This is a genomic window from Christiangramia sediminis (assembly GCF_020552705.1).
Taxonomy (GTDB): Bacteria; Bacteroidota; Bacteroidia; order Flavobacteriales; family Flavobacteriaceae; genus Christiangramia; species Christiangramia sediminis.
The window spans coordinates 771128-784128 of the sequence record NZ_JAJBZG010000001.1 but is presented as its reverse complement, the minus strand read 5'-3'; the positions used below and the strand labels follow the sequence as shown (position 1 = coordinate 784128).

Below are 13001 nucleotides of genomic sequence, written 5' to 3'. Positions count from 1 at the left end.
TCTTACTAATTTTTTAAGCATTAGAAGCGTAAGTAGCAACTTCGTGGTCATTTTCTACTGAACTACCAGAGATACCTATGGCGCCAATAATTTCGTTCCCATCTTTAATTAATACTCCACCGGGAAAAGTGATGAGTCCATCATTAGAATGCTCAATATTAAAAAGAGAACCTCCAGGTTGTGATAGCTTTCCTATTTCTCCTGTATTCATATCAAAATAACGAGCGGTTTTAGCTTTCTTGATAGCGATATCTGCTGAACCAAGCCAGGCACCATCCATTCTCACAAAGGATTTTAGATTGGCACCAGCGTCAACAACGGCAATGTTCATCTTTACGTCTAATTCTTTTGATTTTTTGATCGCAGCTTCTACAATTTGCTGAGCTTTTTGTGTAGTCAATTCCATAGTTTCAATTTAATTTTTCATTTCAATTTACAAAACTCAGATGTTGCGGCCTTAGCCTTTATGATAAGATTACCAGCTGCCCATTTTGCCCGCTTTATAATCTTCATATGCTTGCTGAATTTCCTCTTCAGAATTCATTACAAATGGTCCTCCAAATACTACTTTTTCATCGAAAGGTTCAGCATGTCCCAACAACAGGATGCTATTTTCATTTGCTATAATATTAAGGATCTCACTATTCCTGGAGAATTCAGCCAGATGAAGTTCTGGTACTTCAATTTCGTTTACCTCTAGCTTTCCACGGATCACATAAAAGAAGATATTATCAGACTTCGGAATTTCTAGTTGAATTTCAGAATCTTTATCAAAGTGTACCAGGGATAGATCTACCGATGTTGGTGTATCGAAGGCACCACGAATTCCTTTAAAATTCCCGGAAACTACCTGTGCACTAACGCTCCCATTTTCATTTTTCCAGACCGAGATCTGATCTTTCTGAAGTCCTCGATAATGTGGCTCGGTCATTTTTAATCTTTTGGGAAGGTTAACCCATAATTGAAGTATTTCAAGAGGACCTCCTTCCTTTTTGAATTCTTCTGAAGAAACTTCAGCATGTAAGAGACCTTTTCCTGCTGTCATCCATTGCACTCCACCCGCTTCAATAACACTATTATGACCTCCGGTATCTTTATGGGTAATATCGCCATCCAGAATAAAAGTAACCGTTTCCATTCCACGATGTGGATGCGGGCCAAATGGCAACCCATTATTGTTTGGTGGATATTCCTGGGGACCGTGATGGTTTAGAAAAATAAAAGGATCTATCATTTGAAGATCTCTCGTGGGTAGGGGAGACCAGGTCTTTAGATCGCCGATAGGACGATATTCAGCTTTATGTAGTTTTTTTATATTCCTCATTTAAGAGCTTACTTGTTTCTAACGTAAATAAGTTTGAATTTAGAATTCGCATTCTCTCTGGATTCAATTTCAAACTTGTCAATAGAATTGATCATTGGCGTCAACTTTTGAAATCCGTAATTCCTGGAATCGAAGTTTGGTTGTTTTTTCTGAAGTAAGCTTCCAACATCTCCAAGAAATGCCCATCCATCTTCATCGGCGACATCAGAAATTGTTTGCGAAATAAGTCTTATCACTTTTGGAGTGATCTTATCTACATTTTGTTTTCTACTTTCTTTCTCCTTAGTCTTATCACCACCGGATTCTTTGGTATTATTTTTAAGGATCTCGATATAAATGAATTTATCACAGGCCACAATAAAAGGATCTGGAGTTTTCTTTTCGCCAATTCCAATCACCTTCATACTTGCTTCTCTAAGTCGGGTAGCCAGCCTTGTAAAGTCTGAGTCGCTAGAAACCAGGCAGAATCCATCCACTTTATTTGAATATAATATATCCATAGCGTCGATGATCATCGCTGAATCTGTCGCGTTCTTTCCCTGGGTATAACCGTATTGTTGAATTGGATGAATGGCGTTTTCCAGAAGTACATTTTTCCATTTATTCAAATGGGGTTTGGTCCAGTCGCCGTAAATTCTTTTAATCGTTGGGTTGCCATATTTGGCAATTTCTTCCATCATTTCTTTTACATGAGCAGATGGTATGTTGTCGCCGTCTATAAGTACGGCCAAATTTGTTTCCATTAAATATTTATTTTTGGGTGACTAAAGTTAAGATTAAAAATTTTAGTCAGGTAATAGTCTGAAGAAAATGTAATAAGAAAGGCCTGAAGGATTGCTTCAGGCCTTTTGATTTTTTAGAATCTCAGCAAGGCATTCATTTTTGATTTCTTTTGCGGCATAAACTCGTGCTCTACTAGATATACTTTACCGCCCATCTCAACCGTCTTTTTAGCGGCTAGATTTAATAATGAAATGTTCCCATTTTCATGGTTATCAGCAAGTTTTACTTCCATATTATCTTCATTATATTCACCCCAGATTTCAGCCCGGTTTTCAATAAATAAAGTATCAACCTTTCCCTGATAAACTGCAGGAATAATATCGGTTACTGCGGAAGTAGTATTTTCTGTCTTACTCAATTCCCTGTATTTTTCGATTTTTTCATCTCGGTTCTCATTTAGATAGGGTTCTGCTATCTCCAGCGCTTTTTGATGAATTCCCAGCATATCTGTATCATTAGGATTTCCAGGGACTACTTTATCAATTAGATGGTTGTAAGTATTCGCATCTTTATAAATTGGAAATAAATAATCCTGACATATAACCACCAATGGTAATTTCTCTTTAGTTAAATGATCTTTTAAACCCTGATCTACTGCTCTGAAAAACTGTTTTATCTCGGTTTTTTCATCTCTTTCACTACCACCATGTCCATGAAATTGTGTTTTCTCACCACCTTCTCCCTGGGTTCTGAATTGTAAAGCTTTTTCTTTGTAATCAAATCCCACTCTTTCCTCCAGGCGTGATGGGGTAAGATCATCAATTTCTACAGGCATGATACTGTATTTCGAAGCCTCATAAAAATTAACATCTTCCAGCTGAATTGCCAGGATATTGAATTTCCCGTCGCCAGTCATGGCTGGAACCAGAGGTTTTACATAAAATTCTTTTGAAATATAATGGTAAGCCTCAAAGTTCACTGGAATAGTAAAACTTTTGAAAAAATCTGAAGAAGAAAATATCGCCAGACCGTCAGATTGATGACGCCAGAAATCACGGTTATCTAGCAATTCCTGGATTGGTTTTCCTATTTTTTCGATATTTCCCTCGGCAACGTTCTTTTCTTTCAATTTCTTTTTTACCTGGGTCCATTCCGAGTGAAGATGTTTTTTATTCTTTTCTTCTAAAACCTCTTTCCCACCTCTTTGAGTAGGAATGAAAATTGAAACACAGGTTTCATTATTATAGTCTGAAAGTTCTTTAAAATCTTGATCATTAATCATCGACATAACTCTATTTTTTTGGTTAATTATTAATGATAAGATACGCTTAAACACAGCTATTTCAAAGCCTATAGGGGCTTGTTTCTGCTAAATGTTTCTTAATAATTCTGAAAAATTATTAATATAAAGTATGAGATTACAATTCGTCGTCTGGTTCGACATGTATAAGGACATCTGCAACCTGGGGAAGTTTTTCCAAAATCACGTCTTTAACCCTATGCGCAATATCATGACCTTCTTTAACACTAATGTGCGCATCGACGGCAATATGAAGATCTACGTGGTAGGTCATTCCGGTCTTTCTAATAAAGCATTTTTCTGTTTCAACAACCCCCTTATCGTTATGAGCTAAGTCCCTTATTTCAGATTCAATATCATCATATCGGTGTTCATCCATAACTTCCCCAAGGGCAGGTCGTAAAATTAAATATGCATTAAAAAGTATGAATCCCGAGGCAAATAAAGCGGCCCAGTCATCTGCATTTTCATAACCCTTTCCCATAAAAAGAGCGACAGAAATCCCGATAAAGGCCATTAAGGAAGTGATCGCATCGCTGCGATGATGCCAGGCATCTGCTTTCAGGGCTGAACTATTTGTTTCTGTACCTTTCTTAGATACAAAACGATAAGAAACCTCTTTAATAATAATGATTACAAAGAGAACTATCAGAGTATAAGGCTCCGGGACTTCGTGGGGGGTTTGGATGTTCTCAATACTTTCATAGGCAATTATGGTCGCAGAAACTATTAGAAAGCCAACCACCATAAAAGTTATGAGTGGTTCCGCTTTTCCGTGTCCATAGGGATGATTTTCATCAGCGGGTTTATTTGCATACCTAAGGCCTAGGAGCACCAATAGAGAAGAGAAGACATCGGTGGTAGACTCTATGGCATCGGCAATTAGTGCATACGAATTACCAAAAATACCGGTAACTGCCTTGGCTACTGCTAAAAGTGCATTTCCTGCGATGCTAAAATAGGAGGCCTTTACGGCTTCCCGGTAACCCGGCTGCATAAACGTTGGTTTTTGGAGTTTACAAATTTAAAAGAATTAGTTAGTTGAATTGTTTATAGATAAGTAAAATTCCGCTGAGCACCATTAAAATGATGAGGAGCTTTCTGAATGTACTGCTTTTCATTCTTGAAAGGAATTTTTTACCAATTATGTTTCCTATAACAGCTCCTAAACCTAAAGCAATTCCGTAGACCCATAATTCTTTATATAGCAATCCGAAAAAGGTATAGCTTCCAATTTGTGCGATACCCAGAAAAAAGGAATTCACAGTTTTTGTAGCGATCAATTCTTCCTTATCCAGACCCAGATTCAGATAGAACGGGTTAAGGATTGGACCCAGGGCTCCAATGATAGTTCCCAATACTGATACAATAAATCCTAAAGGAATGAAATACCAGAGTTTAACCGGAAAGGATCTTTCTTTTTTGCCAAAGCGATATTGAAATACGGTACTTATCAGAAATACTCCAACAAGTATTTGTAACCAGGAGGCTTCAACTCTGGTAAAGAACCATCCAGCTACCCAGGCGCCAGCATTGCCGCCGGAACATAATACCAGAATACGCTCCAGTTAATATGTTTCCAGAAAAGTATAAGTCTGGCGGGTCTTCCTATAAAAGTTCCCAGGTTTATTACAGGTGCAGTTTTAGTGGTTCCGATAAGAAAATTTAGAAACGGAACAAGAATTAAAGCACCGCCACCCCCAGAGATTGTTGAAATTATAAAAGCTACAGTTCCAGTTACAAATAGAATTGCTAAATAGAGAAAATTGATGTCTTGAAAAATAGATTCCATTAAAATAGTTTCAATTCAGAAAAATTTTGAAGATTACCACCAAACTATAAAAAATCTATAAAATCCTGTTTTGGTTTTCATCCAAATCAAAGGAGCCTTCTTCTTTTCAAATAAAACTTCAATATTTTTTAGTAATTCTTTTCGCGAATACCAGTTTGTATTGTTCACAGGATTAAAACTCCAATCTTTTTTCTTCGGACTATAAAAGAGATGATCCTCCCAGTTCATTTGGAGAAACTCGTCGAAATTATACCAATTTCCAATGAGACAATCGGAATTTATAAGACTCCTGTGTTCGACAATTTCATCAATTGGGGTGTATAATTGTGCCTTAAAACATAATTGTTGTTCCATACTTCCGGCAGTAAGCTCTAAAGTGGATAGATAACTGGTAGTCTTCGGGCTAAATAATAATGGTAATTGTTTATTTTCAAGTTTTTCAAGTTTTGCTGAAAAACTATCACGCCTGTTAGGGCCTATCCATCTTTTTATGCCGGGCGGAAATCCAGGATCGTATATATAAAGTTTATATACAAGCTCTACATGGATTGGTTTTGAATTCTCCTTATCGTAAATAATAAAATCAAGTTCCCCGAGAGTTTGTTTATTTTCAATTATCTGGATATTAGAATCTATAATTTCATATCTGTCGCTATGCCTTATGGCAATTTCAAAGAAACCCTCCATTCTTTTTCCCAGAATAGAATATCGGGGATGATCTAATTTTTGCAGATCTACTATTAAGTCATCTGTAATTTTAATTTTTGGAAAATTGAAACTTTTAAAATTACCTTGATGATCTTTGGGGAAGATATCTGGCGTGTCCAAAAATCCCTGAAATTGATTTAGAATGCTACTATCTTTCAAAAGGAATACAGGTTGGTTGTGAAGAAATGAATCAAAGAGATCTATTTCTCCCGGTGTTTTAAGTTATTTTTCTTTGATGGGGATCCAGATATCTTCTTTAGAATCGGGGTCTTCTGGTCCTTTATAATCTTCTCCTAAAATTTCAAAGTGCGGTCGGTTATCTAAACTAAAATCTGAATCAGGCAACCACTCATTAAAAATGTAAGTAGAGGTTTCGGCAAATTCTTTTGCTGTGCCCTCGTGAGTGAAAACCGCATATTTTCCGGCCGGAATCTCAAGTTTTTCCAGTCCTTTCGGAATTTCATCAAAATCGAGGACTTCGGTGGCAGCCCATTTGCTGAACTCTGATTGGGTATCAAACTCTCCAATCATAAACTTCTCTCCATATACCTGAACAGAAAAAAGCTTTTCTGCCTTAGTGTTTTTAATGGAGGCTTTAAGTTTCATGAACCTGTTCCATAAAAGGCTGGTCTTATCATCTGCAAGGCTGGTAGCGATGCGAATACCTATTAACTTTTTAGGTTCTATATCTTTTATTACCGGTGCTGAAATCATTAAATATTATTTTGCAGACTTAATTTTAGGTTTTCTATTGAATAAACGAACTAATATATATTATTTCGAATGCTTATGCTTTCAATTTAGGTAGAATTAAAGGATTTTGGAATCAGGAATCCCAGATTTATGATTTTTTTGTAATTCCTAAAATGATCTTTAAGGAAGCCCGGCTTAATTTTAAATACCTTTACCAAAAATTTCAGTTTTGTTCCGAAAGAGATTCTATTACTTCATAAAAGTTCAATATTTAGGATACAGGCTTCACGGCTGGCAAAAACAACCGGATGTAAAAACGGTTGAAGGTCTTATTACGAAAACGCTACGTTGGGTAATGCCCGAAGTAAAATATAAGATCCTGGGAACAAGCAGGACCGATGCGATGGTTTCAGCAGAGGAGTCAGCTTTTGAATTATTTGTAGATCATGAACCGCTTGAAGACCTTGAAGTTTTTTTGAAATTATTCAATAAGAACTTACCGCAGGACATTAGAGCTTTAGCAATAGAGGAAGTGGATGATAAATTTAATATTATCCAGCATTCCAAAACTAAGGAATATGCTTACTTGTTCAGTATTGGAGATAAGTTCCATCCATTCTGCGCTCCATTTATGGCGAATTTTCAGGAGGATCTGGATATCGAAAAAATGAAGGAAGCTGCAAAATTATTCCAGGGAGTCCATAACTTTAAAAACTACTGTGTACGGGTTTCCGAAAAAAGCACTTTTGAAAGAGAAATGCTGAAATCTGAACTGGTTGAGAACACAGAATATACGGCCAATTTTTTTCCGGAAAGATCCTATATCTTCCATATTCATGCCGCCGGATTTCTACGGCACCAGGTAAGACTAATGATGGGCAGCCTTGTCCTGGTTGGGCGCGGAGAACTCAGTCTTCAGGATATTGAAGAGAGTTTAAACCCGGATAGCCCGCAACATCAAATGGACTATATAGCACCCGCATCGGGACTGATCTTGAGAAAAATTGAGTTCGACTAAGAACTTTCTTTATCTTCAAGTATCTTCAAGGATATTTTAATGGTTTCGTAAGGGATTGCTTCTTCAAAATGTTCGAAGTAGGTTCTTAGTCCACTCGGATTTTCCAGTTCCTTTTTGGCCCTCTCAATAGATTTAAGATCTGAAATTGGTATAAGCTGGTGCAGGTTTACTTCTTCACCCTCATCATAAAGTTTTATAAGGTGGGTGAAAATAGTATTTTTAGCGACTCCTCTTTCTTTTGCAATTTCCTCCACACTTAATCCATCATTATATAGAGACAGGGTTTCTTTTAAAGTATTGCCCTTCTTTGTTTTCTTCTTCGGTTTCTTTTCCCTCTTTTCTTTGCTGAAGGCGATGATCTCTTTTATAAATCTATATCCATAATCTTCCATCTTTTTTCTTCCCACACCATTAATAAGTAAGAATTCAGAATCAGACATTGGTCTTTGTTTCTCCATATCTTTAAGCGCGGCATCGTTGAAAATGAGATAGGCCGGGATATTTTCTTCTTTTGCAATCTCCAGGCGTAATTGTCTTAGTTTTTCAAATAATGAGTCCGCTGTAGTGGAAGCTTTTTCGGTTTGTGTTTTTAACTTTTCATCTTTAACATCGGCCAGATAAATTTTTTCATTCTCGAACAATACCTTTTTGGCCTGTTTAGTTAACTGTAAGTGATTGTTCTTATCAAAAGCGATCTCTATATAGCCAAGGTTTATAAGCTGAATTAGATATTGCTGCCAATGTTGCCAGGAAATATCTTTCCCAATCCCATAAGTTGAAAGTTCCTGATAATTATTTCTTCTAATCACTTCATTTTGAGAACCCCGAAGCACATCTATGACGGCTGAAATAGGTTCAGAACCTTTTAATCTGAAAATACAGGATAAAGCTTTCTGAGCGATCACCGTTCCTTCAAAGAATTCAGGCGGATTCCTGCAAATATCACAGTTACCGCAGTCTTTCTCTAAATATTCTCCAAAATAGCTTAACAGGATCTTACGCCTGCAACTTAGTGCTTCTGAATATTGTTTCATTCTGTCCAGTTTGGCTAACTGCACTTCTTCATTCTTTGCATTGGAGGCAAATTTCTGAAGTTGAACCACATCAGCATAACTATGAAATAGCAGTGTGTCCGAAGGTAGACCATCCCGGCCTGCACGACCAATTTCCTGATAATAGCCTTCAAGATTTTTCGGCATATTATAGTGTATCACCCAGCGGATATTCGATTTGTCTATCCCCATTCCAAAAGCAATGGTTGCGCAAATTATATGTTTTTCGTCATTGATAAAATCATCCTGAATTTGGGATCTGTTCGTATGATCTATTCCCGCATGATAGGCTTCCGCCTTATAGCCCTTTACTTTAAGTTTAGAAGCTAGCTCTTCGGTAGTCTTTCGGCTTAAACAATAGATAATTCCGCTTTCATTCTTTCGGTTTTTTAGAAACTCGGTGATCTGTTCGAATCTTTTAATTCCGGGCTTTACTTCCAGGCTAAGATTTTTACGATCAAAAGATGCGACATGTTTTTTGGCGCTAGGAATATTAAGCTGCCTGCAAATATCGTTTCGGGTGGCTTTATCTGCGGTGGCGGTCAATGCCAGGACTGGAGTAGAAGGGAAGCGGTTCTTTAAATATCCTAACTGGGTGTATGCCGGACGGAAATCATGTCCCCAACTGGAGATACAATGGGCTTCATCTATAGCTATAAGGCTTACTTTCCCGTCATTTAAAAACCGGTCTACAAATTGTAAACTTTCCGGAGCTACATATAGTAATTTAAGCTCTTTATTATCTATTTTCTGAAAGATAGCCTGTTTATCTGCCTCTTCCTGACTACTATTCAGATAGGCTGCGGGCACACCATTAGCGTTGAGACCATCAACCTGGTCTTTCATTAAGGCGATAAGTGGAGAAATAACCAGCGTAATTTCAGGAAGCAGAATTGCGGGCAGCTGATAACAAATAGATTTACCACCTCCCGTTGGCATGATCACAAGATTGTCCTGGGCTTCAAATACCGAACTGATAATCTTCTTCTGTAAAGGTCTGAATTTCTCATAACCAAAGTACTCCTTCAAAGTATCTAACAACACCGCTTCTTTCATAATTGCAAAGGTAAAATTAAGAAGATATTCATGCTAACTATTATTAGCGATTTCATCAGAAATATTGAGTTTTTCAGCATTAAAACATATTCAGATTGCTGTTTGGAGATAATTAGTATTTTTATTCAAAATTAATTCTACTTATGGCGAAAAGAAGAAAGCTGCTGCTCCGGCGTCCTAAAACTACGAAATCTGTAAATCAGGTGCCGGGTACCATGACCTACGTAGGGCACAAGGAAGCTTCTGAAACCAAGCTCGATGTTATAGATTATAATGTAGAAAATTATGAAAGGTTCAGTTCTACCACTACTGAAGATGCATTCAAATTTGTAGATGAAAATAGTATTACCTGGTTCAATATAGACGGGCTTAGTAATGTAGAAGAGATCGAAAAGCTTGGAGATTACTATGAATTGCATCCCTTGGTAATGGAAGATATTGTGAATACCGGACAACGGCCAAAAATTGAAAAATATGACGATTATCTGTTTATAGTTGCCAAAATGCTTTACTATAAGAACGGGGAGATCGAGAATGAACATCTTAGCATTATTGTTGGTAAAAATTATGTGCTCACCTTCCAGGAATCTGATGGAGATGTTTTTGATCACATAAGAGAACGAATTGAAACAGCCAAGGGAAGGATAAGGTCCCGCGGAGCCGATTATTTAATGTTTGCTTTACTGGATTCTATTATTGACAACTATTTCCTGGTGATCGATGATATGAGCGATAGGATTGAAAGTCTTGAAGAAAGTCTTTTCACTTCCCGTCCCAGCGATGATATAACTTACGAGATACAGGACCTTAAAAGAAATATTCTTAGAATACGCCGAGCAGTTTTTCCACTTCGGGAGGTGATAAGCCGTCTGGAGAAAATAGACAGTGAGCTAATAGATGCACATACCGCTAACTTTATAAGGGATCTTTACGATCATATTATTCAAATTTCAGAGAATATTGATATTTATCGCGAAATGATCTGGGGGCTTATGGATATGTATATGACCACCATAAGTAATAAAATGAATGAAGTGATGAAGGTACTTACCATTATGGCCAGTATCTTTATTCCTTTAACTTTTATCGCCGGTATCTATGGAATGAACTTTGAATATATCCCTGAATTGCAATGGAAATACAGTTATTTCGTACTTTGGGGAGTGATGATCATTATTTTCTTATTGATGATCTATTATTTTAAAAGAAAGAAATGGATATAATGAGTAAATTTAAAATAATGAGAACTTCAGTTTTACTGGGTATAGTATGTTTTGTTATGAGTAATTCAGCAATTGCGCAGGTAGAAAGCGGAAAGATAAATGACTCAATTAATAAAATGTATGTTGGTACCTACACCAAAAAAGAAGGTCATGTAGATGGCAAAGCTGAGGGTATTTATTTACTGAATCAAAATTCTGATAGCGGAGCTCTAAAATTTATGGGCAGTGTTGCTGAAGTGATCAATCCTTCTTTTGTGAAAGTTGGGAAGATGGGAAAATTTCTGTTTGCAGTAAGTGAATTAGGACCTCACGAAGGAGAAAGCGGTTTTATCTATTCTTTTGAAATATTGGAAGACGGAAAACTAAAAGAGATCTGCAAAGAATCTACCGGCGCATTTGCTCCCTGCCATATAGCTTTAGACCGGTCTGGTAAATATGTGTTTGTTAGTAATTATATGGGTGGTGTGGTGATGTCTTATAAAATAGAGGCTGATGGCAGTTTGGTAAAAAATCAGAAAATCAATTTAGAGAACCCTGAAAAATCCCATGCTCATTCAGTTAAAATTAGTGGAGATAACCGGTATGGGTACATTGCAGACCTGGGTAATGATAAGATCTGGATATATAATTTTAATGAAGGAAAATTAACGCCTCATGAGCAGGAGTATATTGCACTTGAAGAAGGTTCAGGGCCCCGACATATGAGTTTTGCCAAAAATGGCAGCTATGCTTATTCTATGAATGAGTTGAATAGTACGCTTAGCGTTTATAAAGTACTTAAAGGTGGGGGTCTGGAATTAATCCAAAATATATCATCTCTCCCTTCATCTTATAAACAGGGAAATTCCGGAGCCGATATTCATATCCATCCTTCAGGAAAATTCATTTATGCTTCCAACAGAGGCCATAATAGTATTGCCATTTTTAAAATTGATGATTCTGGAAAACTTACAAACGTAGATTTTGTTCCTGTAGCAGGAAAAACTCCCCGAAATTTTGCAATCTCACCGTACGGTAAATATTTATACGCTGCGAGTCAGGATACGGGAAATATTACCACCTTCAGGATCAATTCTGAAAATGGTAAATTAAAACCTCAGGAACCTGTATTTGAAATCAAGACTCCTGTTTGCTTGGAATTCGTAAAATAAAAAGGCCGCTCATGAGCGACCTTTTTATAAATAAGAGATATATGAATTATACTTCTTTTACCACGAAAAATCCATCATTTCCCTGAGCCTGGTAAAGGGGCATAAAAATATAAGCGTCCCATTCACTTTTTACTTTATTTCCATTTTGCTTAGCGAGTAATTCACCTTTTTCGATCTTCTGAAAATTTTCATAACCCGGTTCCATCTCGAAGATATCACTATCTTCCAAACCATGTCTGTAAAGAATTTCAAAAGTCTTTTGCTCGGGAGCATTTTTTTTCACGAACCTGTCCACACATTCCGGATAGGTTACAATTTTACTTAGATCCAGGCTGCAGGCTTCCTTTAAAGCAAGCCAGATCACTCCTTCATGATTTTCCTGGGAAGTTTTATCGGTATGTTGTCCAGCTTCAAAAACAAAACCGGTCATCCCAATTCGACTTAGATAATGGTCTATATCCCCGGTAATTATATCACTAAATCCGCGAATAATGTAAGTAGGAAACTTATGAGCCCATTGATCATTGTCATTCACTTCCTGCACAGAAACATAAGGCAGGCTTGCCGAGGAGGTGGTATGACAGTCAAGGAAATATCTTTTAGTGAAATCTCCTTTAGACTGTTCTTTCAGCACTTCAATGATCTCAAACATTTCCCGTTCCTCATGAGAATCCGGCTGATTCTTCTTTACATTTTCCTCAGTCCAGGTTCTATTAAGGTCTTCATCTATATATCGCTTATTCTCATTTAAAGCCTTTTTATTTCCTGAAACACCTACGATAGTTCCATCAATTTCAGGCTTTGTTTTATCCAGTTCTTCAAAAACCGTCATCAATGCTTTTACCCCGCTAGGTTCATTTCCATGAATTCCACCGGTTACAAAAAGTAAAGGTCCTTTTTTGCCAGAACTGTATTTTCCTATTATCCTTGGAATATCTTTCTTTAACTCTTCGCTCATAAT

Annotated in this window: 14 protein-coding genes; 3 read left to right on the top strand and 11 right to left on the bottom strand. The window is 37.0% G+C overall.

Annotated features, from left to right (window positions below; genetic code table 11):
- Positions 1 to 13: 13 nt before the first annotated feature.
- The 9 genes from LGQ90_RS03720 to LGQ90_RS03680 form a co-directional block, all read right to left on the bottom strand.
- Positions 14 to 406 (bottom strand): GlcG/HbpS family heme-binding protein, encoded by a 393-nt coding sequence (locus LGQ90_RS03720; RefSeq protein ID WP_229338234.1) that lies wholly within the window; start codon positions 404 to 406, stop codon positions 14 to 16.
- Positions 407 to 475: 69 nt separating this feature from the next.
- Entirely contained in the window at positions 476 to 1324 is an 849-nt protein-coding gene (locus tag LGQ90_RS03715; protein ID WP_229338232.1) for a pirin family protein, read from the bottom strand.
- An 8-nt stretch (positions 1325 to 1332) separates the two neighbouring features.
- Positions 1333 to 2067 (bottom strand): NYN domain-containing protein, encoded by a 735-nt coding sequence (locus LGQ90_RS03710; RefSeq protein WP_229338229.1) that lies wholly within the window; start codon positions 2065 to 2067, stop codon positions 1333 to 1335.
- 113 nt (positions 2068 to 2180) lie between these two features.
- On the bottom strand, positions 2181 to 3329 hold the full coding sequence (locus tag LGQ90_RS03705; protein ID WP_229338227.1) for a baeRF7 domain-containing protein: 1149 nt from the start codon (positions 3327 to 3329) through the stop codon (positions 2181 to 2183).
- A gap of 136 nt (positions 3330 to 3465) precedes the next feature.
- Entirely contained in the window at positions 3466 to 4344 is an 879-nt protein-coding gene (locus LGQ90_RS03700) for a cation diffusion facilitator family transporter (RefSeq protein ID WP_229338225.1), read from the bottom strand.
- Between the two features lie 40 nt (positions 4345 to 4384).
- Positions 4385 to 4903: a sulfite exporter TauE/SafE family protein gene (locus LGQ90_RS03695; RefSeq protein WP_229338539.1), complete on the bottom strand. Its 519-nt coding sequence runs from the start codon at positions 4901 to 4903 to the stop codon at positions 4385 to 4387.
- Positions 4864 to 5139: a TSUP family transporter gene (locus LGQ90_RS03690; protein ID WP_229338223.1), complete on the bottom strand. Its 276-nt coding sequence runs from the start codon at positions 5137 to 5139 to the stop codon at positions 4864 to 4866. Before LGQ90_RS03690 ends, LGQ90_RS03695 begins: the two co-directional genes overlap by 40 nt.
- Before the next feature lie 33 nt (positions 5140 to 5172).
- Positions 5173 to 6006 (bottom strand): DUF1853 family protein, encoded by an 834-nt coding sequence (locus LGQ90_RS03685; RefSeq protein ID WP_229338221.1) that lies wholly within the window; start codon positions 6004 to 6006, stop codon positions 5173 to 5175.
- Between the two features lie 63 nt (positions 6007 to 6069).
- Positions 6070 to 6561, bottom strand: coding sequence for a GyrI-like domain-containing protein (locus LGQ90_RS03680; RefSeq protein ID WP_229338219.1), 492 nt, complete (start codon positions 6559 to 6561; stop codon positions 6070 to 6072).
- A 208-nt stretch (positions 6562 to 6769) separates the two neighbouring features.
- Between LGQ90_RS03680 and truA the strand changes: the two genes are divergently transcribed.
- Positions 6770 to 7558, top strand: a complete 789-nt coding sequence (gene truA / locus LGQ90_RS03675) for a tRNA pseudouridine(38-40) synthase TruA (RefSeq protein WP_229338217.1) — start codon at positions 6770 to 6772, stop codon at positions 7556 to 7558.
- Here the strand turns inward: truA and recQ are convergent.
- A complete protein-coding gene (recQ, locus tag LGQ90_RS03670) occupies positions 7555 to 9666 on the bottom strand; it encodes a DNA helicase RecQ (RefSeq protein WP_229338215.1) in 2112 nt (703 codons plus the stop codon). The genes truA and recQ overlap by 4 nt on opposite strands.
- A 143-nt stretch (positions 9667 to 9809) precedes the next feature.
- On the opposite strand from recQ, the gene corA reads away from it, so the two are divergent.
- Both corA and LGQ90_RS03660 read left to right on the top strand, forming a co-directional pair.
- Complete coding sequence (corA, locus tag LGQ90_RS03665) at positions 9810 to 10889, top strand: magnesium/cobalt transporter CorA (RefSeq protein WP_229338213.1); 1080 nt, start codon at positions 9810 to 9812, stop codon at positions 10887 to 10889.
- Between the two features lie 17 nt (positions 10890 to 10906).
- Positions 10907 to 12040 carry a lactonase family protein gene (locus tag LGQ90_RS03660; RefSeq protein ID WP_229338211.1) on the top strand — a complete coding sequence of 378 codons (1134 nt, stop codon included), beginning with the start codon at positions 10907 to 10909 and terminating at the stop codon, positions 12038 to 12040.
- Positions 12041 to 12086: 46 nt separating this feature from the next.
- Here LGQ90_RS03660 and LGQ90_RS03655 read toward each other — a convergent pair whose 3' ends face one another.
- Positions 12087 to 12998 (bottom strand): M14 family metallopeptidase, encoded by a 912-nt coding sequence (locus tag LGQ90_RS03655; protein WP_229338210.1) that lies wholly within the window; start codon positions 12996 to 12998, stop codon positions 12087 to 12089.
- Positions 12999 to 13001: the final 3 nt, after the last annotated feature.

Coding starts and splice junctions, on each gene's coding strand:
- LGQ90_RS03690 (WP_229338223.1), bottom strand. CDS start 5,139: ATGGAATCTATTTTTCAAGACATCAATTTTCTCTATTTAGCAATTCTA.
- LGQ90_RS03705 (WP_229338227.1), bottom strand. CDS start 3,329: ATGATTAATGATCAAGATTTTAAAGAACTTTCAGACTATAATAATGAA.
- LGQ90_RS03715 (WP_229338232.1), bottom strand. CDS start 1,324: ATGAGGAATATAAAAAAACTACATAAAGCTGAATATCGTCCTATCGGC.
- LGQ90_RS03700 (WP_229338225.1), bottom strand. CDS start 4,344: ATGCAGCCGGGTTACCGGGAAGCCGTAAAGGCCTCCTATTTTAGCATC.
- LGQ90_RS03720 (WP_229338234.1), bottom strand. CDS start 406: ATGGAATTGACTACACAAAAAGCTCAGCAAATTGTAGAAGCTGCGATC.
- corA (WP_229338213.1), top strand. CDS start 9,810: ATGGCGAAAAGAAGAAAGCTGCTGCTCCGGCGTCCTAAAACTACGAAA.
- LGQ90_RS03660 (WP_229338211.1), top strand. CDS start 10,907: ATGAGAACTTCAGTTTTACTGGGTATAGTATGTTTTGTTATGAGTAAT.
- recQ (WP_229338215.1), bottom strand. CDS start 9,666: ATGAAAGAAGCGGTGTTGTTAGATACTTTGAAGGAGTACTTTGGTTAT.
- LGQ90_RS03710 (WP_229338229.1), bottom strand. CDS start 2,067: ATGGAAACAAATTTGGCCGTACTTATAGACGGCGACAACATACCATCT.
- LGQ90_RS03655 (WP_229338210.1), bottom strand. CDS start 12,998: ATGAGCGAAGAGTTAAAGAAAGATATTCCAAGGATAATAGGAAAATAC.
- LGQ90_RS03680 (WP_229338219.1), bottom strand. CDS start 6,561: ATGATTTCAGCACCGGTAATAAAAGATATAGAACCTAAAAAGTTAATA.